The organism is Streptomyces tateyamensis (assembly GCF_003205575.1).
In the GTDB taxonomy this organism is placed as follows: domain Bacteria; phylum Actinomycetota; class Actinomycetes; order Streptomycetales; family Streptomycetaceae; genus Kitasatospora; species Kitasatospora tateyamensis.
In genome coordinates this window covers 1-25454 of sequence record NZ_PYBW01000050.1, presented here as the reverse complement: position 1 = coordinate 25454, position 25454 = coordinate 1, and the positions used below count along the sequence as shown (strand labels likewise).

The window sequence follows — 25454 nt, the reverse complement described above, 5'->3', positions numbered from 1 at the left end:
CAGACCCGCCGGGGCCGGGCCGGTACCTCCCAAGACTTTTAGCGAAGGGGACGCTGTGAGCGTCATGAACCTGGTCTCCTACGAGGACGCTCTCGCGTCGTACGACCCGGTGATGGGCCTTGAGGTCCACGTGGAGCTGGGCACCAAGACCAAGATGTTCTGCGGCTGCTCGACCGAGCTGGGCGCCGAGCCGAACAGCCAGGTCTGCCCGACCTGCCTGGGCCTGCCGGGCTCGCTGCCGGTGGTCAACGCGGTCGGCGTGGAGTCGGCGATCCGGATCGGGCTGGCGCTGAACTGCGAGATCGCCGAGTGGTGCCGGTTCGCCCGGAAGAACTACTTCTACCCGGACATGCCGAAGAACTTCCAGACCTCGCAGTACGACGAGCCGATCGCCTTCAACGGCTACCTCGACGTGCAGTTGGAGGACGGCTCGACCTTCCGGGTGGAGATCGAGCGCGCCCACATGGAGGAGGACACCGGCAAGTCCAGCCACGTCGGCGGGGCCACCGGCCGGATCCACGGCGCCACCCACTCGCTGCTCGACTACAACCGGGCCGGCATCCCGCTGATCGAGATCGTCACCAAGCCGATCGAGGGCGCCGGCGAGCGCGCGCCCGAGGTGGCCCGTGCCTACGTCGCCGAGCTGCGCGAGCTGATCCGGGCGCTGGGCGTCTCCGAGGCCCGGATGGACAAGGGCCAGATGCGCTGCGACGTCAACCTGTCGCTGCGTCCGAACGGCACCCAGACCTTCGGCACCCGCTCGGAGACCAAGAACGTCAACTCGCTGCGCAGCGTCGAGCGGGCCGCCCGGTTCGAGGTCCAGCGGCACGCGACCGTGCTGGGCGAGGGCGGCACCATCGTCCAGGAGACCCGGCACTTCCACGAGGAGGACGGCACCACCACGGCCGGCCGGATCAAGGACAACGCCGAGGACTACCGCTACTTCCCCGAGCCCGACCTGGTCCCGATCGCCCCGGCCCGGGAGTGGGTCGAGGAGCTGCGGGCCGGACTGCCCGAGCTGCCCCGGGTCCGCCGGGCGCGGCTGCAGGCCGAGTGGGGCCTGTCCGACAAGGACATGCAGTCGGTGCTGAACGCCGGCGCGGTCGAGCTGATCCTGGACACCATCGCGGCCGGTGCCCCAGCCGACCAGGCCCGCAAGTGGTGGCTGGGCGAGTTGGCCCGCCGCGCCAACGAGACCGGCACCGAGCTGTCCGAGCAGCCGATCACCCCGGTCCAGGTGGCCCGGGTCTGCGCGCTGGTGGCCGAGGGCAAGCTCAACGACAAGCTGGCCCGCCAGGTGATCGAGGGCGTGCTGGCCGGCGAGGGCGAGCCGGACGAGGTCGTCGCGGGGCGCGGCCTGGCCGTGGTCTCGGACGACTCGGCGCTCGGCGCGGCCGTCGACCAGGTGATCGCGGAGAACCCGGACGTGGCGGAGAAGATCCGCAGCGGCAAGGTGCAGGCGGTCGGCGCGCTGGTCGGCGCGGTCATGAAGGTCACCCGCGGCCAGGCCGACGCGGCCCGGGTCAAGGACCTCATCCTGGCGAAGCTGGGCGCCTGAGCGGGCCCGATCACCTGAGTACCCGGGCATCTGAGTACCCGTCGAACGGCCGGGGCCACCCCTCCTTAGGGGTGGCCCCGGCCCTTTCGCGCCGGGTCTAAGGACCTGACGCCCCGCAAGATCCGGCATGCTGCCGATGCCCGGCACCCCCCTGGGCGAGGAATCTACAGCTATCGGGCCAACGGGCCCGGTGGCGAGGAACCCAGAGGGGAAACCGGACATGTACGAGTACGAGATGTACCGCCAGCGCAGCGCCGAACTGCAGGCCGCCGCCGCCCACGCGCGCCTGGTGGCCGAGGCCCGCCAGGCCGCCCGCGGCCGCCGCACCGCCGCTGAGGGCACCGTGGCCGCCCGGCTGGGCCGGCTGACCGCGGGCCTGCGCCGCACCGCGCTGCACACCGACCGCACCACCGCCGAGTGCTGACCGAAAAGATCGCCGCCGGGGCCACGAGGGGAGTCCCGGGGGCGGCAGGTCGGTACACCGAGGGGACGGACGCCGCCGGCGCCCTCCCCTCGGGCGTTGCGGGGCCGGCCGGTCCGCGGGGCGGGATAACCGATGGGCCGCTGTCCGCCGGGTATGGCATGCTCGGCGCCGTGGAGCAGATCTCGGTCAGTCCCGTCTTCATCGGTCGCGGCAGCGAGCTCGCCACACTCGGGGGAGCGTTGCGCCGTGCCGTGGGCGGGTCGCCGCAGGCGCTGCTGATCGGGGGTGAGGCGGGGGTCGGCAAGACCCGGCTGCTGGAGGAGTTCCTGTGCCGCGCGGAGCGGGACGGGACCATCACCATGCTCGGAAACTGCCTGGAGGTGGGTGCCGAGGGGCTGCCGTACGCCCCGCTGGTCACCGCACTGCGACGGCTGCACCGCCGGCTCGGCGCCGAGCTGGAGCGCGCCGCCGCCGGCCTGGAGGGCCACCTGGCCCGGCTGCTGCCGGAGTTCGGCGAGGCCGACACCGAGCCCAGCGACGAGTACGGCCGGGCCCGGCTGTTCGAGCAGATCGCCCGGCTCTTCGAGCGCCTCGCCGCCGAGCACCCGCTGGTGCTGGCCATCGAGGACCTGCACTGGGCCGACCGCTCCACCCGCGAACTGCTCAGCTACCTGATCAGCACGCTGCACCGGTCCCGGGTGCTGGTGCTGGCCACCTACCGCACCGACGACCTGCACCGCCGCCATCCGCTGCGCCCGTTCCTGGTCGAACTCGAGCGCCAGCGCACCGTGCAGCGGATCGAGCTCAGCCGCTTCGGCCGCCAGGAGGTCGCCGCCCAGCTGGCCGGGATCCTCGGGGTGCCGGCCGCCGACCACAAGCTGGTCGAGATGGTGCTGCGCCGCTCCGAGGGCAACCCGTTCTTCGTCGAGGAGCTGGCCTGCAGCTACACCGGCGGCTGCTCGGTGGGGATGAGCGACTCGCTGCGCGACATCCTGCTGGTCCGGGTCGAGGCGCTGCCCGAGCCGACCCAACGGGTGGTCAGGATCGCTGCCGAGGGCGGCTCCAGGATCGAGCACGAGCTGCTGGCCGCCGTGCTGGACGGCCCGGAGGACGAGCTGATCGACGCGCTGCGCACCGCCGTCGGAGCCAACATCCTGCAGCTGGACAAGGACGGCGAGGGCTACCGGTTCCGGCACGCGCTGGTCCGCGAGGCGGTCTCGGACGACCTGCTGCCCGGCGAGCGGACCCGGATCAACCGCCGCTTCGCCAGCGTGCTGGAGGCCGAACCCTCCCTGGTCCAGGGCGACCAGCGCCCGGCCCGGCTGGCCAACTACTGGTACCACGCGCACGATCCCGCCCGGGCGCTGCCCACCGCGCTGGAGGCGGCCCGCGCCGCCCGCCGCCGGCACGCCTTCGCCGAGCAGCTCAGCCTGCTGGAGCGGGCCATCGAACTCTGGGACGACGTGCCCGAGGAGACCCTGCGCTCCACCCTGCGCCCGCCCGACTGGGCCGAGACCTACCCGCCGTGCTGCTGCGAGCCGGGCGAGTGCGATGCCGAGTGCGACCGGCTGCGGCTGGTCGACGTGCTGGCCGAGGCGGTGGTCGCGGCCCGCCGGGCCGGCGACCGGGACCGCGGCCTGAGCCTGGCCAAGCGCGCCCTCAAGCAGGTGGACGAGTCCGAGAACCCGCTGCGCGCCGCCTGGTTCCGGATGAACCGGGCCCGGATGCTGGGCCACCTCAACCGCCGCGGCGGCGACGAGGAACTGGGCCACGCGCTGCGCCTGGTCGAGGGCCGGGCGCCGTCCGCCGTCCAGGCCGACGTGTTCGCGCTGGCGGCCGGCACCGCGATGCTGCACCGCGCCACCGACGGCGACCTGGTGCTGGCCGAGCGCGCGGTGGCGATCGCCCGCGAGGTCGGTGCGGTCGGCGTGGAACTGCACGCGCAGATGACCCTGGGCGCCTTCTACACCGAGTTCGGCGAGCCGGACCGCGGCATCGCCGCCCTGCGCGAGGCGATCGAGGGGGCCCGCAAGCAGGCGGTGCCGGACCTGCTCACCCGCGGCCTGAACAACCTGGCCAGCATGCTCGGCCAGCTGGGCCGGGCCGCGGAGGCGGTGGAGCTGGCCCGGGAGGGGCTGGCGGTGGCGGGCCGGGTGGGCCTGCTGCGCAACAACGGCGCGATCCTGGCCGGCAACCTGGCCGAGTGCCTGCTGCTGGTCGGCCGCCCGGCCGAGGCCGCCGCGGTGCTGGCCGAGTGGGAGGACGACTCCCGCACCGAGGTCTACGACCCGTACCTGCACCGGCTGCGCGGCGAACTCGCGCTGCTCAGGGGGGATCTGACGGCGGTCCGGTCCTACCTGGACCGGTCCGAGCTGGATGCGGAGCGGGACCAGCCGCAGCACCTGGTGCCGCGGGCCCGCCTGGAGATCGACCTGGCCGGGCAGCTGGGGCGGCCGCTGGACGCCAGGTCCACGCTGCTGGCCGTGCTGGACAGCCCGCTGGTGCTGAAGGAGAGCGCCTTGGCGCCGCTGCTGGCCCGGGCCGCCGGAGTGGAGGCGGACGCCCGCGGGCTGCCCGCCGCCGAGCCGGGCCGGGCCGCGGTGCTGGACCGGATCGCCGGTGAACTGGAGCGGCTGCGGCCGACGGTGCCGCTGCAGCAGGGCTGGCTGCTGCTGGCCCGGGCCGAGGCGGCGCGCGCCGCGGGCGCCGACACCGAGGAGCACTGGGCCGCCGCCGTGGCCCCGCTGCGCCGGACCGGCCTGCCCTACCCGCTGGTGCTCGCCCTGTTCGGTGCCGCCGGCCGGGCCGCAGCCGCCGGCCGGCGCGAGGAGGTCGGCGAACTGCTGCGCGAGGCGAACGAGTTGGCGGCCCTGCGGGGTGACGCCGGGCTGCGCCGGGAGATCGCCAGGCTGGCCGAGCGGGCCGGGGTGGCCCGCGCGCTCGCGGAGCCCGCGCCCGTCCAGGGGGCGCGCGCCGAGGAGTTCGAGCCCGGGGGAGCCGCCGCCTTCCACCTGACCCCCCGGGAGACCGACGTGCTGCGCCTGCTGGCCGACGGGCGGACCAACCGGCAGATCGCCGAGGAGCTGTTCATCTCGCCCAAGACCGCGAGCGTGCACGTCTCGAACATCCTGGCCAAGCTGGAGGTATCCGGCCGGGGCGAGGCCGCCGCGCTGGCCCACCGGCTGCGGCTGTTCCCGGCGGCCGAGCCCGCCGGAGCCCGCGAGGCCGCCGTCGCCGGAGCGTAGTACGGCGCACGGACGCACGCGCTCCGGCGTGCGTGCTCCCGGGCGTGCGCTACGGCAAACCAGGCCGATCTGGTGGAAGCGGGTGCGGATACCTACTCTCTGACCATTACTCTAAGTTGAGTGCGCGTGTCATTGAGTGACCGAAGTGGTGTAGGGTCCCGGCTGGGAACAGAGGGGGAGGTGCCGGGTGGACCCCAGGCCTGAGTTGCGGCCGGTCGCGGGTGCGCCGGTCGCCCTCCGTCCGGCGCTGCTCGGCCGGCTGCCGGCCCTGGCCCTCGCACTGCTCTGCTTCGGGTACGCGCTGGGCGCCGCCACCTCCTGGGGTTCGCACCCGCTGGCGCTCTTCATGGGCGACTTCGGGCTGGCCGGCGCCGCGCTGGCCGCCGCCCTCTCCTGCCTGGTGCACGGCTGCTCGGTGCCCGGCCCGCCCCGGCCGGCCTGGCTGCTGTTCGGCCTCTCCTCGGCCGCCGTGGCCCTGGGCAACGGCACCTGGGGCTGGTACGAGGTGGTGCTGCGCACCGACGTGCCGGCCGACTCGCTCGCCGACTACGCCTTCCTGCCGTTCGCCCCGCTCGCCGTGCTCGGCCTGCTGGTGCTGGCCCAGCGCCCGCGCGGCGCGGCCGGCTGGCTCTGCCTGCTGCTGGACGCCTGGATGGTGGCCGGCTCGCTGTTCACCCTGGGCTGGAGCCTGGCGCTGGGCCGGGCCGCCGAGGGGGACGCGGGCAACCCGGTGCGGCTGGCGCTGGGCCTGGCCTACCCGGTGCTGGACATCCTGATGGTCTCGCTGGTGGTCGGCCTGCGGTTCCGCCGCCGGGACGGCAACCGGGCCGCGGTGCACACCGCGATGCTGGGCCTGGCGGTCACAGTGGTCTGCGACGCGCTCTTCACCACGCCCGCGCTGCGCGACGGCTACCACTCCGGCGACGTGCTGGACGCCGGGTGGTTCTGCGGCAGCCTGCTGCTGGCCTACGCCCCCTGGTCGGCCCGCTGGCGGCGCGGCCGGCCCAGCCGTGAGCACCCCTCGGCCGGCGGCACCCCGCGCCGCCGGGTGGCCTCCACCTTCAGCGCGCTCACCCCGTACGCCGCCGCCTCGGTCTGCACCGCGGGCATCCTCTACAACGCCCTCGGAGGTCGTGCGATGGACCGGGTGGTGATCGTGGTGGCCTGCACCGTGGGCCTGGCGCTGATCGTCCGTCAGGGCATCATGCTGCTGGACAACCTGTCGCTGGCCCAGGAGCTGTCGCAGAAGGAGGCGCACTTCCGCTCGCTGGTGCAGGGCTCCAGCGACGTGATCATGATCACCGGTGCCGACGGGGTGCTCTCCTACGTCTCGCCGGCCGCGCTCGGCGTCTACAGCCGGGACCCGGAGGAACTGGTCGGCAGCCGGCTGCTGGACCTGGTCCACCCGGAGGACTCCGACCGGGTGGTCGGCGAGGTGCGCCGGTTCCTGGCCCGGGCCCAGCGGCTGGCCCGCCGGGTCAGCCACGCCCAGGCGCGCGGCGCCGAACCGAGTGCCCGGGTGGAGTGCCGGATCCGGGCCGGCGGCGGCGAGTGGCTGCACGTGGAGTCCAGCGTCAACCGGTACCGGGACGGCCTGATCCTGAACAGCCGCGACGTCACCGAGCGGGTCCGACTCCAGGCCCAGCTGCAGCACAACGCCTTCCACGACCCGCTCACCGACCTGCCCAACCGGGCGCTGTTCGCGGCCCGGCTGAAGGCGGCGCTCGGCCCCCGCGGCGGCGAGGCCCGGGCCGAGGGCCCGCGCGAGCACCCGTACCAGGACGGCGCCGCGATCGCCGTGCTCTTCCTCGACCTGGACGGCTTCAAGGCGGTCAACGACACCGCCGGCCACCAGGTGGGCGACGAACTGCTGGTGCAGGCGGCCCGCCGGCTGCAGGCCACCGTCCGCTCCGGCGACACGGTGGCCCGGTTCGGCGGCGACGAGTTCGCGGTGCTGGTCAGCGGCCCGCTGGGCCGGCTGCGGGTGCAGGAGCTGGCCGAGCGGCTGCGGCACGCGCTCTCCGAGCCGTACTGGATCGCCGGCGCCGAGCTCGGGGTGGCGGCCAGCATCGGCATCGCCTTCGGCCCGCTGGAGCCCGGCCCGGACGGCTCCGGCCAGCCGGCGGACCCGGCCGCGCTGGCCGACGAGCTGATGCGCGACGCCGACCTCGCGATGTACCGGGCCAAGTCCGAGGGCAAGGGCCGGGTGGTGCTCTACCACGCGGCGATGCGGGCCGACCTGGACCGCCGCCGGGAGCTGGACGACCGGCTGCGGGTCGCGGTCCGCGAGGGCGGCTTCGCGCTGCTGCACCAGCCGGTGGTGGACCTGCGCACCGGCGCCGTCACCGGCCTGGAGGCGCTGGCCCGCTGGCGCTCGGCCGCCGGGCTGCTGCTCACCCCCGCCGAGTTCCTGCGCGGCGCCGAGCAGGGGGACGCGGCCACCCGGTTCGCCCGCTGGCTGCTGCAGCAGGCGGTGGCCCAGGCGGCGGCGCGCGGCGCGGTCGGCCCGGCGGGCGAGGGCGGGCGCGGTGCCGCGGTGCCGGTCTCGGTCCGGCTGACCGCCGAGCGGCTGTGCGCCCCCGGCGTGTACGAGACGGTGGCGGCGGCGCTGCGGGACACCGGGCTGGCGCCCGGGCGGCTGGTGATCGAGCTGGCCCGGATGGGGCCGGACGCCTCGGCCGACGAGCTGGGGCGCCGGCTGGCCGCGCTGCGCCGGCTCGGGGTAGGCACCGCGCTGGCCGGCTACGGGGCCGGCAGCGGCTCGCTCTCCGCGCTGGCCCGGCTGCCGCTCGACGCGCTCAAACTGGACCGCACCCTGGTCCAGGAGGTGGCCGAGTCCTCCCGGGCCCGGGCGCTGGCGGGGCACGCGCTGCGGCTGGGCCGCGAGCTGGGCCTGGCCACCGCGGCCGAAGGGGTGGACCAGCCGCGCCAGGTGTCGGTACTCCAGGAGCTGGGCTGCCGGCACGGCCAGGGCCTGGCCTTCGCCCAGCCGCTGGACGAGTTCCGGCTGCGCCGGGCGCTGGCCCGCCGGCTCTACCCGCTGCCCCGCCCGCTCGGCCAGGTGTCGGCCCGGCGGGCCTACCTGTCGGCGGCCGACACCCGCCCCGGCGGGCGGCCGTCCATCCTCGGTCCGCATGGCGAGACGGCCGTCCCGCCTGCTTGACATCCATCCACGCCCAGGAGGAAGGTCGGTGCCATGCGCACCCGAATTCTCGTACTTGGCGGGCGCGTCGGCTGAGCGGGCTCTGCTGCCCGACTCCAGACAGACCGACGCGCCACCCCTCGCATGCCTTCGGCACGAGGGGTTTTTTGTTGCACTCGAACCGCTGAGAGACCGTTGTACCGCCCGCTCGTTTCCCCGGAAAATGGGATGAAACGGACAGCCGATTCGGCGAAAGAAGACAGGCAGATGACTGAGCACACGGCATCCCCCCGCCGCGGGGACCACCCGGCCCCGTCCCACGAGACCCCGGTGGTGGTCGAGACGATGACCGGAGCGCAGTCGCTCATCCGCTCTCTCGAGGCCGTCGGCGCGGACACCATCTTCGGCATCCCGGGCGGCGCGATCCTGCCGGCCTACGACCCGCTGATGGACTCCGCCAAGGTCCGCCACATCCTGGTCCGGCACGAGCAGGGCGCCGGCCACGCGGCCACCGGCTACGCGCAGGCCACCGGCAAGGTCGGCGTCTGCATGGCCACTTCCGGCCCGGGCGCGACCAACCTGGTCACCCCGATCGCCGACGCCTACATGGACTCGGTCCCGATGGTCGCGATCACCGGCCAGGTGGCCTCCAAGGCGATCGGCACCGACGCCTTCCAGGAGGCGGACATCTGCGGCATCACGATGCCGATCACCAAGCACAACTTCCTGGTCACCGACCCGGTGGAGATCCCCCGGGTGATCGCCGAGGCCTTCCACATCGCGGCCACCGGACGCCCGGGCCCGGTGCTGGTGGACATCGCCAAGGACGCGCTGCAGGCGACCACCACCTTCCGCTGGCCGGTGGACACCTCACTGCCGGGCTACCGCCCCGTCACCAAGCCGCACGCCAAGCAGATCCGCGAGGCGGCCAAGCTGCTGGTCGGCGCGAAGCGGCCGGTCCTCTACGTCGGCGGCGGCGTGCTCAAGGCGAACGCCACCACCGAGCTGCGGATCCTGGCCGAGCTGACCGGCGCCCCGGTGGTCACCACCCTGATGGCCCTGGGCGCCTTCCCGGACAGCCACCCGCAGCACCTGGGCATGCCCGGCATGCACGGCAGCGTCCCGGCCGTCACCGCGCTGCAGAAGTCGGACCTGCTCTTCACCCTGGGCGCCCGGTTCGACGACCGGGTCACCGGCAAGCTGGACTCCTTCGCGCCGAACGCCAAGGTGGTGCACGCCGACATCGACCCGGCCGAGATCGGCAAGAACCGCCCGGCCGACGTGCCGATCGTCGGCGACGCCCGCGAGGTGCTGGCCGACCTGATCGTGGCCGTCCAGGCCGAGCACGAGGCCGGCCGCAAGGGCGACTACGCCGACTGGTGGGTCAAGCTCAACGAGTGGAAGAAGACCTACCCGCTCGGCTACGACCCGGCCCCGGCCGGCGAACTGTCGCCGCAGCAGGTGATCCAGCGGATCGGCGAACTGGTCGGCCCGGAGGCGATCTACGCCGCGGGCGTGGGCCAGCACCAGATGTGGGCCTCGCAGTTCATCGGCTTCGAGAAGCCGGCCACCTGGCTCAACTCGGGCGGCGCCGGGACCATGGGCTACGCGGTCCCGGCCGCGATGGGCGCCAAGGCGGGCCGGCCCGAGGCCGCGGTCTGGGCGATCGACGGTGACGGCTGCTTCCAGATGACCAATCAGGAGCTGGTCACCTGCGCGCTGAACAACATCCCGATCAAGGTCGCGGTGATCAACAACGGTTCGCTGGGCATGGTCCGCCAGTGGCAGACCCTCTTCTACAACCAGCGCTACTCCAACACCGTGCTGCACGCGGGCCCCGAGCACGACGGCGTGGCGCCGCCGGCCCAGGGCACCCGGATCCCCGACTTCGTGCTGCTCTCCGAGGCGATGGGCTGCGTGGGCCTGCGCTGCGAGCGCCCCGAGGACCTGGACGCGGTGATCAAGCAGGCGATGGAGATCAACGACCGCCCGGTCGTGATCGACTTCATCGTCCACCAGGACGCCATGGTCTGGCCGATGGTCGCGGCCGGCACCAGCAACGACGAGATCCTGTTCGCCCGGGGAGTCCGCCCCGACTTCGGCGACGACCTGGACTGACCGCCCCTCAGGAATCGGAACCAGACACATGTCCAAGCACACCCTGTCCGTCCTGGTCGAGAACAAGCCCGGCGTGCTCGCCCGCATCGCCGCGCTCTTCTCCCGTCGGGGCTTCAACATCGACTCACTCGCCGTCGGCCCGACCGAGCACCCGGACATCTCCCGGATGACCATCGTGGTCAACGTCGAGGACCTGCCCCTGGAGCAGGTCACCAAGCAGCTGAACAAGCTGGTCAACGTGATAAAGATCGTCGAGCTCGACCAGTCCGCTGCGATCCAGCGGGAACTGGTCCTGGTCAAGGTCCGGGCCGACAACGAGACCCGGTCCCAGATCGTCGAGATCGTGCAGCTCTTCCGCGCCAAGACCGTGGACGTGTCGCCGGAGGCCGTGACCATCGAGGCGACCGGCAGCTCCGACAAGCTCGAGGCGATGCTGCGGATGCTGGAGCCCTTCGGCATCAAGGAGCTGGTGCAGTCCGGCCTGGTGGCGATCGGGCGCGGCGCCCGGTCGATCACCGACCGCTCGCTGCGCGCCCTGGACCGCAGCGCCTGAGCCCAGGCGTCTCACTGGGCGAGCGCATCCCCCCGAACCCCCCTCATCTGCGCGTACGGTAGCCAGAGCACCGACGCGAAATCACGCAAGGAGAAGTCCCACCGTGGCCGAGCTGTTCTACGAAGACGACGCCGACCTGTCCATCATCCAGGGCCGCAAGGTCGCGGTGATCGGCTACGGCAGCCAGGGCCACGCCCACGCGCTGTCGCTGCGCGACTCGGGCGTGGACGTCCGGGTCGGCCTGAAGCCGGAGTCGAAGTCGCGGGCCGCCGCCGAGGAGGCCGGCCTGCGCGTGGTCACCCCGGCCGAGGCCGCCGCCGAGGCCGACGTGATCATGATCCTGGTGCCGGACCCGATCCAGGCCGACGTCTACGAGGCGGACATCGCGCCCAACCTGAAGGCGGGCGACGCGCTCTTCTTCGGCCACGGCCTGAACATCCGCTTCGGCTTCATCAAGCCCCCGGCCGACGTCGACGTCTGCATGGTCGCCCCGAAGGGCCCGGGCCACCTGGTCCGCCGCCAGTACGAGGAGGGCCGCGGCGTCCCGTGCATCGTGGCGGTCGAGCAGGACTCCACCGGTGGCGCCTTCGCGCTGGCCCTGTCCTACGCCAAGGGCATCGGCGGCACCAAGGCGGGCGTGATCAAGACCACCTTCACCGAGGAGACCGAGACCGACCTGTTCGGTGAGCAGGCCGTCCTCTGCGGTGGCACCGCAGCCCTGGTCAAGGCCGGTTTCGAGACCCTGGTCGAGGCCGGCTACCAGCCGGAGATCGCCTACTTCGAGTGCCTGCACGAGCTGAAGCTCATCGTCGACCTGATGTACGAGGGCGGCCTGGAGAAGATGCGCTGGTCGGTCTCCGAGACCGCCGAGTGGGGCGACTACGTCACCGGCCCGCGGATCATCACTGCCGACACCAAGGCCGAGATGAAGAAGGTCCTGACCGAGATCCAGGACGGCACCTTCGCCAACACCTGGATCGCCGAGTACAAGGCCGGCCTGCCGAAGTACAACGAGTACAAGCAGGCCGACCAGGACCACCTGCTCGAGACCACCGGCCGTGAGCTGCGCAAGCTGATGAGCTGGGTCAAGAACGCCTGATTCCCGCAAGCGAGTTCGGTGGGGGCGGGGCCGCGCGAGCGGCCCTGCCCCCGCTGTACAACCCGTCTGGTCCCGTGCGGGTGATTTCGCCGCACGGGCACAGGCAACTCCCCTGTACGTCGATACACTTCCGAGTGCGCGTCAGGCCCACAGCGTCGTGCGTCTAATTTACGCGGCATGCCACCATCCCCACGCTCGCCGGCCACCTTTGCCGGCCACGCCACCCACGTGCCCGTGGAGCGGGGGGAGTCCCGGACAGTAAGGACAAACTGTCGTGAGCACTGTGACATCCAAGACCGCTGTGGTGCTGATCGCCGAAGAGCTGTCTCCCGCGACCGTCGACGCGCTCGGCCCGGACTTCGAGATCCGGCACTGCGACGGCGCCGACCGCACCGAGCTGCTGACCGCCATCGCGGACGTGGACGCCATCCTGATCCGTTCTGCCACCAAGATCGACGCCGAGGCGCTGGCCGCGGCCAAGAAGCTCAAGGTGGTCGCCCGGGCCGGCGTCGGCCTGGACAACGTGGACGTCGCCGCCGCCACCAAGGCCGGCGTGATGGTCGTCAACGCCCCCACCTCCAACATCGTCACCGCCGCCGAGCTGGCCTGCGGCCTGCTGATCTCGGTCGCCCGCAACATCCCGCCGGCCAGCACCGCGCTGAAGAACGGCGAGTGGAAGCGGAACAAGTACACCGGCGTCGAGCTCTCCGAGAAGACCCTCGGCGTGGTGGGCCTGGGCCGGATCGGCGTGCTGGTGGCCCAGCGGATGTCGGCCTTCGGCATGAAGATCGTCGCCTACGACCCCTACATCCAGGCCGCCCGCGCGGCCCAGATGGGCGTCAAGCTGCTCTCGCTGGACGAGCTGCTGGAGGTCGCCGACTTCATCACCGTGCACCTGCCCAAGACCCCCGAGACGATCGGCCTGATCGGCGACGAGGCGCTGCACAAGGTCAAGCCGACCGTGCGGATCGTCAACGCCGCCCGTGGCGGCATCGTGGACGAGGCCGCGCTGGCCAGCGCCCTCAAGGAGGGCCGGGTGGCCGGCGCCGGCCTGGACGTCTTCGCCAAGGAGCCGTGCACCGACTCCCCGCTCTTCACCTTCGACAACGTGGTGGCCACCCCGCACCTGGGCGCCTCCACCGACGAGGCGCAGGAGAAGGCCGGCATCGCGGTGGCCAAGTCGGTCCGGCTCGCGCTGGCCGGCGAGCTGGTCCCGGACGCGGTCAACGTCCAGGGCGGCGTGATCGCCGAGGACGTGCGCCCGGGCCTGCCGCTGGCCGAGAAGCTCGGCCGGATCTTCACCGGCCTGGCCGGCGAGGTGGCCGTCCGGCTCGACGTCGAGGTCTACGGCGAGATCACCCAGCACGATGTCAAGGTCCTCGAACTCTCCGCCCTCAAGGGCGTGTTCGAGGACGTGGTGGCGGAGACCGTGTCCTACGTGAACGCCCCGCTCTTCGCCCAGGAGCGCGGCGTCGAGGTGCGGCTGACCACCAGCAGCGAGAGCCCCGAGCACCGCAACGTGATCACCGTGCGCGGCACCCTCGCCAACGGCGGCGAGATCGCCGTCTCCGGCACGCTGTCCGGCCCCAAGCAGCAGCAGAAGATCGTCGGTGTCGACGCCTTCGACGTGGACGTGGCGCTCACCGACCACATGGCCTTCTTCAAGTACGAGGACCGCCCCGGCGTGGTCGGCACTCTGGGCCGGATCCTCGGCGACGCGGGCATCAACATCGCCGGCATGCAGGTGGCCCGGGACGGCGAGACCAAGGACGCGCTGGCCTCGATCACGGTGGACAGCGAGATCTCCCAGGAGGTGCTGGCCGAGATCTCCGCCGAGATCGGCGCCAAGTTCGCCCGCTCGGTCGACCTCGGCTGACACCCGCTCAGCCCCGGGGCCCGGACCGCGAGAGCGGTCCGGGCCCCGTGCTTTGCGCCCGTCGGGGTGAGACCCGTCTCAGATACTAGGAAATCCAACTAACTCCGCTGACACCGGAAGCGCGCGGGCGTACCGTGAAATGGCACCCGGTGACCCCGCACCCTGGACCCCACCAGACGTCCGGTGCGAGCGGGCCCTGCGTGCACGTACGCAATGCGGCGGGCGATCCCCGCCAGGCGTATCCCCTCCTCCCTCACCCGGCGCCGCAACGCGCCCTCTGAACCAAGGAGCCCGGTATGCCCCCCACCGCAGACCTGCTCGACCGTGACCACTCCGCCACCGCCGGCGCGGCCCTCCCGGCCCGCCGCCGGCGCCGCCGCACCGAGCCCAACACTTCCCCGGCCTTCGGCCGGGGGGTCCCGCACGCCGCCGCAGCCCTGCAGCGGGCCCTGGACCGGCGCGACAACGGCGGCGTGACCGGGCACTGAACGTCGGCCGGCCCGACGCCTGGAACCGGCGTTGGGCCATTGGCCTGACATCTCGTCAAATCCCCGGCGCGCCAACGGGGCGGGCTCGATCCTGGACCGGTGCGTATCCGATCCTTCCCGCCGCTGATCAGGCTGCTGGCCGGGCCCGGCCTGGTCCTGGTGCTGCTGGCCGCCCCCGCGGTCTCGGCCGCCCAGGTCCCGTCGCAGGCCCCGCCGGGTGCCGCCGCCCGGTCGGTGCTGCTCGAACTGGACACCGAACCGGCCGCGCCCGCCTGGCGCCGGGCCGCCGAGGGCGCCCGGCGCGAGCTGCGCGACCCGGCCGGAGTGCGCCGCGCCGCTGCCGCCGCCGGCGCTGCCCAGCGGGCCCGGGCCGGCGCCGCGCTGGCCGCGCTCGCCCGCGCACTCGGCCCCGGCACCCAGGAGCTGTACCGCACCCAGGCGCTGGTCACCGGCCTGGCGGTGCGGGCACCGGCGGCCCGGCTGGCCGCGCTGCGCCGGCTGCCCGGGGTGCGCGCGGTGCACCCGATCAGCCTCAAGCAGCAGTCCAACGGGCACTCGGTCCCGTTGATCGGCGCCCCCGCCGTCTGGTCGGGCAGCCCCGGCACGCTGGGCGAGGGCGTCACCATCGGGGTGATCGACTCCGGCCTGGACTACACCCACGCCGACTTCGGCGGCCCCGGTACCGAGGCCGCCTACCGGGCCGCCCGGGGCGCCGGCTCCAGCGCGCTCTTCCCCACCGCCAAGGTCCCCGGCGGAGCGGACCTGGTCGGCGACGACTACGACCCGGACCCGGGCGCACCCGACTACCAGCCCGTGCCGCACCCCGGCCGCAACCCGCTGGACTGCGCCCGCAACGGACACGGCACCCACGTGGCCGGCACCGCCGCCGGCCTGGGCGTGACGGCCGCCGGCGCTGTCTACCCGGGCCCCTACCGCCCCGGCCTGGACCCGGCCGCCTTCCGCGTCGCCCCCGGCGTGGCCCCGGGCGCCAAGCTCTACCCGATCCGGGGCTTCGGCTGCCACGGCTCGACCGACCAGCTCGCCCGCGCCCTGGACCTGGCCGCCGACCCGCAGCAGAACGGCGACCTGGCCGACCGGCTCGACGTGGTCAACCTCTCGCTGGGCAGCGGCTTCGGCGACCCGGCGGACGCGGACGCGCTGGCCGTGGACAGGCTCGCCGAGGCCGGCACCGTGGTGGTCGCCTCGGCCGGCAACGACGGCGACCTGTTCGGCGTCGGCGGCAGCCCCGGGGTGGCCGCCCGCGCGATCGCGGTGGCCGCCTCGGTCGGCGGCCACGGCGACGCGGACGGGGTGCGGGTGCTCGCCCCGCCCGCGCTGGCCGGTGTGCTGCCCGCGCACTGGAGCGCCGGCTACCCCTCCTGGACCAGCGCCGAGGTGGCCGGCACCGTGGCCCGCCCGGCCGACCAGGCCGACGGCTGCGCCCCCTACTCCGCCGCCGACGCCGCGCGCCTGCGCGGCCGGGTGGCGCTGCTCGACTGGGCGGTGCGCGACCCCGACCGGGCCTGCGGCTCCACCCCGCGCGCCGACCACGCGGCCGAGGCCGGCGCCGTCGGCGTGCTGCTCGCCCCCGACGCCGACCACCTGGGCGAACTCTCCGGCAACCAGCGGATCCCGGCCGCGATCCTCGACCGGGCCGGCGGGGCGGCGCTGCGCGCGGCGCTCGACCAGGGCGAGGTGCGGGTCGAGCTGGCCGCCCCGGGCAACGCGCTGCGCGGCTCGGTCCCCCAGGACCAGCCCGAGCGGGTGGACACGGTGGCCGCGTTCAGCTCCCGCGGGATCGGGGTGCCGGGGGTGGTCAAGCCGGATCTGGCCGCGCCGGGCGAGACCGTCTGGTCGGCCCGGGCCGGCAGCGGCACCGGCGGGATCCGGGAGGACGGCACCTCGATGGCCGCCCCGCACCTGGCTGGCGCCGCGGCGCTGGTGCGGGCCGCGCACCCGCAGTGGTCGGTGGCCGAGGTGAAGGCCGCGCTGATGAACACCGCCACCGAGGTGCACGGGGGTGACGACCGCTCAGGTCCGCTGCTCGGTCCCGAGCGGGTCGGCGCCGGGCGGGTGCGGGTCGAACGCGCGGTCGCCACCCCGGCGGTGGCGTACGCGGTGGAGCCGGCCGGCGCGGTGGGCGTCTCGTTCGGGCCGGTGCCGGTGGTCGGCGCCGTCGAGCGCGGCCGCGAGGTCGAGGTGCGCAACCTCGCGGACCAGCCGCTCGACTACCGGGTCGGCTACCAGGAGGCCACCCGACTGCCGGGCGCCCACTTCGAGCTGACGCCCGATCGGGTGAGCCTTGGGCCGGGACAGAGCGCCCGGGTGCGAGTGGTGCTGCGGGCCGGCGAGCTGCTGGGGCCGGCGCCCGATCCCAGCCTGGCACCGGTCCAGGCCGGGCAGCCGCGCAGTTGGCGCGGCGAGCTGTCCGGGCAAATGCTGCTCACCCCGGAGCGGGCCGGCCCGCCGCAGCTGCGGGTGCCGCTGTTCGCGGCCCCGCACCCGGCCTCCGAGCTGACCGCCCGGCCGCGGTCCGGCGGTGCGGAGCTCACCTTGGCCGGCACCCCGGCGCTCACCCGGACGGGGCCCGCCTCGCTGGTCAGCGCCTTCGCCCTGGGCGGGGAGGGGGCGCGCCGGCCGGACTGCCCCGGGGCCGACCCGTGCGCGGCCTACCCCGCCGAGCGGGCGGCGGACCTGCGCGCGGTCGGAGCGGCCGGCGGCGACGGGCTGCTCTGGTTCGCCGCGGTCGGCTGGGCACCGGCGGCCGCCCCGGTCGGCGCCACCGCCGTCCGGGTCTCGCTGGACACCGACGGGGACGGGGAGGTGGACACCCTGGTGCTGGCCGACCGGCTGCGCGGCAGCGACGTGCTGGTGGCCCGGGTGCTCGACGCCCGCACCGGCGCCGAGCTGGACGTGCGGCCGCTGGGCGGCCCGGTCGGTGCCCTGCTGGACAGCGATACGGTACTGCTCCCGGTCCGCCTCGCCGCGCTGCCCGGCCTGGCCCGCGGCCACGGCCGGGTGCGCTACGCGGTGTGGACGGGGCCCACCGGCACCGTGCCGGACTCGGCCAAGGCGCTGTCCGCGATCGGCTTCACCGACGGGCGCCCGGTACTGGAGTACGACACCGAGCACCCGGCGCTCGCGGTGGCGGGGGCGGACGGTTCGCCCGCCGTGCTGCTCCCGGCGCTGCCCGGCACCTCGCTGCGGGTCCGGCACCCCGGCGAGCAGCCGGCCCGGCTGCTCGTGGTGCACCAGCTCAACCCGGACGGCGAGCGGGCCCAGCTGCTCACCGTGGGGTCCGGCGCCGCCACCAGCTCCAGCCCGTGACCAGCAGCCAGACCAGGCCCGCCCCGCGGGCCACCCGCAGGCCCGGGGCCAGGCCCGGCTGCTGGAAGGCGCAGTCCACCCGGCCGGCACCGGCGCCCAGGTCCACCGCGAGCAGCCCCTGCACCGACGCCGGGGCCCGGAGCGGGCCGCCGTCCACCCCGCACCGCCAGCCGGGCACCGCCGGGACGGCCAGCACCGCGGTCCCGGTGCTGCCCGGGGCGAGCTGGGCGCCGATCGCATGGCCGCCCGCGGACACCGCCCGGGTCCGGGCGGCGCCCGCACCCACCGCCGCGTTCAGCGCGGCCGGGTCCAGACAGCCGAACGGGTGGGCCGGCACCTGGGTGGCCGGCCCGACCCGCACCGTCACCCGGACCACCCCGTCAGGCGGCACCTGGCCCAGCGCGAGCACCGGCAGCGCGAGCTGGGGCTGCTGCCCGTGCACCGCCAGCAGCCGGCCGCCCGGCAGGCCGCCGAGCTCCCCGGCCAGGTACGGCGCGTACAGGTAGGCCTGGCGCCCGGGAGCGCAGTGCGCGGTCAGCTCGGTGGGCGGGCTGCCGGCCGGCGTGGTGGGGATCGACCACCCGCTGCTGCCGTGGTCGGTGGGGGCCGGTCCGCCGCCGGGCAGCAGGGCCGGCACCTGGTAGACGCTCACCCCGGGCCCGAGCAGCGCCTGTTGGCGGGCCCAGAGCGAGGAGGAGTCGCCGCCCCGGCCCGCCAGGACGGTCACCAGCGGGAGCGCCGGGGCCCGACGCACCGTCAGGTCCGGGTTCAGCGAGCTGGTCACCCCGAACAGGGCCTGGCTCACCGGGTCCGTGAAGCTCAGCGTCTGCCGGCCCTGCAGCAGCCAGCCCGCGCCCAGCTGGTGCAGTGCCTGGGCGGTGGCCGCCGGCAGGTAGTCGCTGCGGTAGCCGCCGCCCTCGCCGCCCAGCAGCATCGGGTCGTTGCCGGTGAACAGGTGCGGGCCCGGGTCGCTGCGCCCGCCCGGCCACCGCTCGCCCGCTCCGACCAGCGCCCGGGCCGCGGCCAGCTGGGCCCGGTTCGGTGCGGCCGGCGCACCCGCGCCCTGCCGGTCGCGCAGCTGCAGCACCGAGAAGGCCGCCCAGCCGGAGCCGGCCAGCACCGTGCAGCCCAGCACCCAGGCCGCCGCCCGCCGCGCCCCGGCCCGGCCCGCCGTCCCCCGCACCGCCAGCACGCCCAGCGGCACCCCGACCCCCAGCAGCACCCAGGTGATCGGTCGGGTCGAACCGCGCCCGTGGCTGACCGCGGCCAGCAGGGCGAGCAGCGCCACCCCGGCGCCGAGCGCGGGCAGCGTCGGCCGGTGCGCCAGACAGACCCAGGCCGCCATCGTCAGCAGTCCGCTGAGCACGAAGGTGGAACGGTACGGATCGCCCTCCGGCGCGGTGGACACGTGCCAGAGCAGGATGGTCGGGCGCCACACGAAGGAGGCCGCCACGAGCAGCAGCGCCGCGGTCCAGGCCACCCGCTCGCGCAGCCGCACCCGCCGGTTGAAGGGCAGCGCGGCCACCAGCAGCAGCCCGAGCACCCCGACGAAGACGTTCGGCAGCGCCCGGGCCGCCAGCCCGCCCGGCAGCAGCTGGGCCAGGTAGTCGGTCAGCCCCGGGGTGTTCGGGTGCACGGTGGTGGCCGGCTGGGCGGACCGCCCGGCCCGGTAGGTGAGCCAGAGCACCGGCGCGCCCCCCAGCGCGATCCCGACCGCCGCCATCGCCGCCGCCCGGCCCAGCGCGCGCAGCCGCTCGCGCCCGGGGGTGCGGGCCACCGCGAGGCGCAGCAGCAGCACCAGGGCGGCGCCCAGCGAGGCGGTGGCGGCGGTGTAGAAGTCGGCCAGCCAGCCGGCGGCCACCAGCAGGGTGCCGAGCGGCCAACCGGTGCGGCGCACGCAGCGGTCGAAGGCCAGGCAGAACAGCGGCAGCGCCACCAGCCCCCACATCCAGGCGGGCCGCCCGACCCCCGTCACCAGCACCCAGGCGCACAGCCCGTAGCCGATCCCGAGCAGCCCGCGCAGCAGCACCGGCCCCGCGCCCAGCCGTCCCAGAAAGAGGGTCATCAGCGCGGTCCCCAGCCCCAGGCTCAGCAGCACCGCGAGGAACACCCCGAGCGCCACCTGGGAACGGGGGAGCAGCAGCACCACCCAGGAGCACGGGTTGAGCAGCTCGCTCACCAGGTCCGGCAGGAACGGCACCCCGTACCCGGAGCGCCAGTTCAGCAGCAGGTCCCCGCCAGCCTGCCCGTGCACCAGGTCCCACAGCCGGGTGTGCAGCGGCACCAGCTGCTCCGCCATCGCCGTCCCGGCCCGCAACCGCCCGCCGAACGGGTACCCCCCGTGCGCCGCCACCGCCGCGCCGTACACCCCGGCCGCGCCCGCCCCGGCCGCCGCCGCACCCGTCAGTTCCCGCATGCCGCCATCCTGGACACGTTCGGGTGATTCCCCGTCAGGACCCGCCGGGTAGCCTGAAGTGGACCGCCAGACTCTCGCGCATGGGAGTAATGATGAGCGCCGCACCGTTCCCGGACTGGCTCCGGCCGCCCGTCGGAGGCTGGACGGCAGACGATCTGGACCGGCTCCCGGACCTGCCTCCGCACACGGAGCTGATCGACGGGAACCTGGTTTTCGTGAGCCCTCAGGCGAATTTCCACTTTCGCACGCTGCGCATTCTCGAGAACGGCCTTCTCGCAGCGATCCCAGCCGACTGGGATGTGTGGCGTGAGTTCTCGATCGTTCTGGACCGCAAGAACCGGCCGGAGCCTGACCTGGCGTTGGCACCCAAGGCAGCGGACACCGGTCCTCGGCAGACGTGGCTCAGGGCCGAGGACGTGCTTCTGGCCGTCGAGGTCGTGTCCGAGGAGTCGGAGCTCCGGGATCGGGAGATCAAGCCGCGAAAGTACGCGTCTGCCGGTGTCCGCTACTACTGGCGCGTGGAGAGCGACGAGGGCCGTCCTGTCGTCTACGCCTACGAGCTGGACCCGGCCGAGGAGAGCTACTTCCTGACGGGCATCTTCCACGACCGCCTCAAGCTCTCCCATCCCTTCCCCCTCGACATCCCCCTCGCCTGACCCTCGTCCGCATTCTGGACGCCAGGTGTCACCCCCCGAGACCCGGAGTACCGTTCCAGACATGTCTCGCAGCCTTCGTCTCGCAGTGATCCCCGGTGACGGCATCGGCCAGGAAGTGGTCGCCGAGGGGCTCAAGGTGCTCGCCGCCGCCCTTCCGGCCGACGTGAAGCTGGAGACCACCGAGTACGACCTCGGGGCCCGCCGCTACCACGCGACCGGGGAGACCCTGCCCGACGCGGTGCTCGAGGAGCTCAAGGGTCAGGACGCGATCCTGCTCGGCGCCATCGGCGACCCCTCGGTCCCCTCCGGCGTGCTCGAGCGCGGCCTGCTGCTCAAGCTGCGCTTCGCCTTCGACCACCACATCAACCTGCGCCCGGGCAAGCTCTTCCCCGGTGTCGCCTCCCCGCTGGCCGGCCAGCCCGCCATCGACTTCGTGGTGGTGCGCGAGGGCACCGAGGGCCCTTACGTCGGCAACGGCGGCAGCCTGCGCACCGGCACCGAGCACGAGGTGGCCACCGAGGTCAGCCTCAACACCGCCTTCGGTATCGAGCGCGTGGTCCGCGACGCCTACCGGCGCGCCGCCGCCCGCCCGCGCAAGAAGCTCACCCTGGTCCACAAGAACAACGTGCTGGTGCACGCCGGCCACCTGTGGACCCGGATCTTCCAGCAGGTCGGCCAGGAGTTCCCCGAGGTCGCCACCGACTACCTGCACGTGGACGCGGCGACGATCTTCTTCGTCACCCAGCCCGAGCGGTTCGACGTGATCGTCACCGACAACCTGTTCGGCGACATCCTCACCGACCTGGCCGCCGCCGTCACCGGCGGCATCGGCCTGGCCGCCAGCGGCAACATCAACCCCTCCGGCGCGTTCCCCTCGATGTTCGAGCCGGTCCACGGCTCGGCCCCCGACATCGCCGGCCAGGGCAAGGCCGACCCGACCGCCACCGTGCTCTCGGTCGCCATGCTGCTCGACCACCTCGGCCACACCGCCGAGGCCGCCAAGGTCGAGGCCGCCGTCGCCGCCGACCTCGCCGAGCGCGCCGGTACCCGGACCACCACCGAGGTCGGCGACGCCCTCGCCGCCCGAGTATCCGGCTGATCGGGCCGGCTGAGAGGCACTCACAACCCCACAGCTGTTCGGCACGGCCCCTGAGATGCGACTATCAACAGTGGGCCGTGCCGTCGTGTGTCCCAACACCTGGCGGGCCGGCCCTGACCAACCCCACGGTGAAGGACTGAAGCCATGACCACGCCCACCCAGGCGCCCATTCCGTTCGACCTCAAGCCCTCCGCGCACCCGCTGCCCTCGGCTGAGCGCGCGGCCCGGCTGGCGAACCCCGGATTCGGCCGGATCTTCACCGATCACATGGTCACCATCCGCTGGACCGAGGGCCGCGGCTGGCACGACGCCCAGCTGACCCCGTACGCCCCGCTGGAGATGGACCCGGCGAACATGACCCTGCACTACGGGCAGTCGATCTTCGAGGGACTCAAGGCCTACCGGCAGCCCGACGGCTCGATCGCCACCTTCCGCCCGGAGGCGAACGCGGCCCGGTTCCAGTCCTCGGCCCGCCGCCTGGCGATGCCCGAGCTGCCCGCCGACACCTTCGTCGAGGCGGTCGAGCTGCTGGTCCAGCAGGACCGCGACTGGGTGCCCACCGAGCCGGAGCAGAGCCTGTACCTGCGCCCGTTCATGTTCGCCACCGAGGTGGGCCTGGGCGTGCGCCCGGCCAACGAGTACCTCTTCGTGCTGATCGCCTCCCCGGCCGGCGCCTACTTCCCCGGCGGCGTCAAGCCGGTCTCGGTCTGGCTCTCCGAGGAGTACGTGCGCGCGGCGCCCGGCGGCACCGGGGCCGCCAAGTGCGCCGGCAACTACGCGGCCTCGCTGGTCGCCCAGGCCCAGGCCGCGGCCCAGGGCTGCGACCAGGTGGTCTGGCTGGACGCGGCCGAGCACAAGTGGGTCGAGGAGATGGGGGGCATGAACCTCTACTTCGTCTTCGGCGAGGGCGACAGCGCCCGCATCGTCACCCCGGCGCTGTCCGGCGCGCTGCTGCCCGGCATCACCCGCGACTCGCTGCTCACCATGGCCGCCGACCTCGGCTACGCCACCGAGGAGCGGAAGATCTCCACCGACGAGTGGAAGCAGGCCAACGCCGACGGCACCCTGACCGAGGTCTTCGCCTGCGGCACCGCCGCCGTGATCACCCCGGTCGGCTCGGTCAAGTCGGCCCGCGCCGACTGGACGGTGGGCGCCGGCGAGCCCGGCCCGGTCACCATGCGCCTGCGCGAGACCCTGCTCGGCATCCAGGGCGGCACCGTCGCGGACACCCACGGCTGGCTGCACCCGATCGTGACGGCCTGACACCTCCCACCCGGGCGCCCCACCGCCGCGCGGCGCCCGGGTTCCGCACCAGCGCGCCGCTGCGGCCCCGTCCCGCATCGCGAGACGTCCCCGCTCCGCCGCTGAACCTGTGCCAGAATGCGAGCGTGTCCTCGCTCGCGCTGATTATTGGCAGCAGGCGCGCCGGTCCGCAGTGACCGTCCTGTGGTGAACCCCGCGGGACGACCACCGTGTCCTCAGACCCGCGCGCAGACCTCTCGCACCCGCGAGGGGTCTTTTGTTTTGCCCGGTCAGGCCCACCCCACGCCGACCGGGCAGGACCCGGACCTCCACCCCCGCCGACCGGGCGGGTCAAGATTCCGGGTGGCGCGCGGGAAGGTGGACAGTGGAGCGGGAACTCGATTCCGGCAGCAGCAGACTCTCTCCCCCGGCCTTCGGCCGGGTGGTGCCCCCACGAGCGGAGAAACCAGGGCCATGACCGACGCCAGTACACGGCGCCCCGACGACGCCTTCCACGTCTTCGACACCACCCTGCGCGACGGCGCGCAGCGCGAGGGGATCAACCTCACGGTGGCCGACAAGCTGACCATTGCGCGGCACCTGGACGACTTCGGCGTCGGGTTCATCGAGGGGGGCTGGCCCGGGGCCAACCCGCGCGACACCGAGTTCTTCGCCCGGGCCCGGGCCGAACTGGACTTCAAGCACGCCCAGCTGGTCGCCTTCGGCGCCACCCGCCGGGCCGGCACCAGGGCCGCGGACGACCCGCAGCTGGCCGCCCTGGTCGACTCCGGCGCCCCGGTGGTCACCCTGGTGGCCAAGTCGCACGACCGGCACGTGGAGCTCGCGCTGCGCACCACGCTGGCGGAGAACCTGGAGATGGTCCGGGACAGCGTCGCCTTCCTGCGCGAGCAGGGCCGGCGGGTCTTCATCGACTGCGAGCACTTCTTCGACGGCTACCGGGCCAACCCCGAGTACGCCCTGGCCGTGGTGCGCACCGCGCACGAGGCGGGCGCGGACGTGGTGGTGCTGTGCGACACCAACGGCGGCATGCTGCCCGGCGGGGTGCGCGAGATCGTCGCCGAGGTGCTGGCCGCCACCGGCGCCCGGCTCGGCATCCACGCCCAGGACGACACCGGCTGCGCGGTGGCCAACACGCTGGCCGCGGTGGACGCCGGCGCCACCCACGTGCAGTGCACCGCCAACGGCTACGGCGAGCGGGTGGGCAACGCCAACCTGTTCCCGGTGGTCGGCGCGCTGGAGATCAAGTGCGGCCGCGGGGTGCTGCCGCCCGGCAAGCTGGCCGAGATGACCCGGATCTCGCACGCGATCGCCGAGGTGGTCAACCTCACCCCCTCGACCCACCAGCCGTACGTGGGCTTCTCGGCCTTCGCACACAAGGCCGGCCTGCACGCCTCGGCGATCAAGGTGGACCCGGACCTCTACCAGCACATCGACCCCGAACTGGTCGGCAACACCATGCGGATGCTGGTCTCCGACATGGCCGGGCGGGCCTCGATCGAGCTCAAGGGCCGCGAGCTCGGCTACGACCTGTCCACCGACCGCGACCTGGCCGGCCGGGTGGTGGCCCGGGTCAAGGAACAGGAACTGCTCGGCTACACCTACGAGGCGGCCGACGCCTCCTTCGAGCTGCTGCTGCACGGCGAGGTGCACGGGCGTCCGGCGGCGTACTTCACGCTGGAGTCCTGGCGCACCATCAGCGAGCAGGGCCCGGCCGGGACGGCGGGCAACGAGGCGACGGTGAAGCTCTGGGCCAAGGGTGAGCGGATGATCGCCACCGGCGAGGGCAACGGCCCGGTGGACGCGCTGGACCGGGCCCTGCGCACCGCGCTGGAGCGGATCTACCCGCAGCTGGCCAAGCTGGAGCTGTCCGACTACAAGGTGCGGATCCTGGAGGGCCAGCACGGCACCGGGTCCAAGACCCGGGTGCTGATCGAGAGCACCGACGGCAGCTCCACCTGGTCCACCGTGGGCGTGGCCGACAACGTGATCGCCGCCTCCTGGCTGGCCCTGCAGGACGCCTACGCCTACGGGCTGCTCAAGGCGGGCGTGCGGCCGCAGGACTGAGCAGGCGTCACACGAGCGCGAGCGGGGACCTCGAACCGGGGTCCCCGCTCCTTCGCGTTCGGCGCACGCCCGTGCTCGCGGCCGGGGCCGTCGGACAGTCAGCCCTAGCGCAGGCGGGCGAGGAGG

General features: G+C 74.1%; 15 protein-coding genes. 14 read left to right on the top strand and 1 reads right to left on the bottom strand.

The genetic code is table 11. From position 1 onward, the window contains the following. Positions 1-55: 55 nt before the first annotated feature. From gatB to C7C46_RS16150, 10 genes are all read left to right on the top strand, one after another. The gene (gatB, locus tag C7C46_RS16195) at positions 56-1558 is read left to right on the top strand and encodes an Asp-tRNA(Asn)/Glu-tRNA(Gln) amidotransferase subunit GatB (RefSeq protein ID WP_110670248.1); all 1503 of its coding nucleotides are present in this window, start codon (positions 56-58) and stop codon (positions 1556-1558) included. A 220-nt stretch (positions 1559-1778) separates the two neighbouring features. Continuing rightward, on the top strand, positions 1779-1982 hold the full coding sequence (locus C7C46_RS16190) for a hypothetical protein (protein ID WP_110670246.1): 204 nt from the start codon (positions 1779-1781) through the stop codon (positions 1980-1982). Positions 1983-2152: 170 nt separating this feature from the next. Further along, on the top strand, positions 2153-5227 hold the full coding sequence (locus tag C7C46_RS37335; RefSeq protein WP_281278553.1) for a helix-turn-helix transcriptional regulator: 3075 nt from the start codon (positions 2153-2155) through the stop codon (positions 5225-5227). Positions 5228-5414: 187 nt separating this feature from the next. Continuing rightward, positions 5415-8390, top strand: coding sequence for a putative bifunctional diguanylate cyclase/phosphodiesterase (locus C7C46_RS16180; RefSeq protein ID WP_425470083.1), 2976 nt, complete (start codon positions 5415-5417; stop codon positions 8388-8390). A 246-nt stretch (positions 8391-8636) separates the two neighbouring features. After that, entirely contained in the window at positions 8637-10487 is a 1851-nt protein-coding gene (locus C7C46_RS16175) for an acetolactate synthase large subunit (RefSeq protein WP_110670242.1), read from the top strand. Between the two features lie 28 nt (positions 10488-10515). Continuing rightward, positions 10516-11040 (top strand): acetolactate synthase small subunit, encoded by a 525-nt coding sequence (ilvN, locus tag C7C46_RS16170; RefSeq protein ID WP_110670240.1) that lies wholly within the window; start codon positions 10516-10518, stop codon positions 11038-11040. Positions 11041-11143: 103 nt separating this feature from the next. Next, entirely contained in the window at positions 11144-12139 is a 996-nt protein-coding gene (gene ilvC, locus C7C46_RS16165) for a ketol-acid reductoisomerase (RefSeq protein ID WP_110670238.1), read from the top strand. A 283-nt stretch (positions 12140-12422) separates the two neighbouring features. Next, positions 12423-14015, top strand: a complete 1593-nt coding sequence (serA, locus tag C7C46_RS16160; protein ID WP_181442383.1) for a phosphoglycerate dehydrogenase — start codon at positions 12423-12425, stop codon at positions 14013-14015. A 296-nt stretch (positions 14016-14311) separates the two neighbouring features. Then, on the top strand, positions 14312-14503 hold the full coding sequence (locus C7C46_RS16155) for a hypothetical protein (protein ID WP_110670236.1): 192 nt from the start codon (positions 14312-14314) through the stop codon (positions 14501-14503). Positions 14504-14602: 99 nt separating this feature from the next. Then, complete coding sequence (locus C7C46_RS16150; RefSeq protein ID WP_110670234.1) at positions 14603-17830, top strand: S8 family serine peptidase; 3228 nt, start codon at positions 14603-14605, stop codon at positions 17828-17830. Here the strand turns inward: C7C46_RS16150 and C7C46_RS16145 are convergent. After that, positions 17790-20246, bottom strand: a complete 2457-nt coding sequence (locus C7C46_RS16145) for a YfhO family protein (RefSeq protein ID WP_110670232.1) — start codon at positions 20244-20246, stop codon at positions 17790-17792. The genes C7C46_RS16150 and C7C46_RS16145 overlap by 41 nt on opposite strands. A 92-nt stretch (positions 20247-20338) precedes the next feature. On the opposite strand from C7C46_RS16145, the gene C7C46_RS16140 reads away from it, so the two are divergent. From C7C46_RS16140 to cimA, 4 genes are all read left to right on the top strand, one after another. Next, a complete protein-coding gene (locus C7C46_RS16140; RefSeq protein ID WP_110670338.1) occupies positions 20339-20902 on the top strand; it encodes a Uma2 family endonuclease in 564 nt (187 codons plus the stop codon). Positions 20903-20963: 61 nt separating this feature from the next. Continuing rightward, positions 20964-22001 carry a 3-isopropylmalate dehydrogenase gene (locus C7C46_RS16135; RefSeq protein WP_110670230.1) on the top strand — a complete coding sequence of 346 codons (1038 nt, stop codon included), beginning with the start codon at positions 20964-20966 and terminating at the stop codon, positions 21999-22001. Positions 22002-22145: 144 nt separating this feature from the next. Beyond that, the gene (locus C7C46_RS16130; RefSeq protein ID WP_110670228.1) at positions 22146-23264 is read left to right on the top strand and encodes a branched-chain amino acid aminotransferase; all 1119 of its coding nucleotides are present in this window, start codon (positions 22146-22148) and stop codon (positions 23262-23264) included. Between the two features lie 453 nt (positions 23265-23717). After that, on the top strand, positions 23718-25328 hold the full coding sequence (gene cimA, locus C7C46_RS16125) for a citramalate synthase (protein ID WP_110670226.1): 1611 nt from the start codon (positions 23718-23720) through the stop codon (positions 25326-25328). Positions 25329-25454 lie beyond the last annotated feature (126 nt).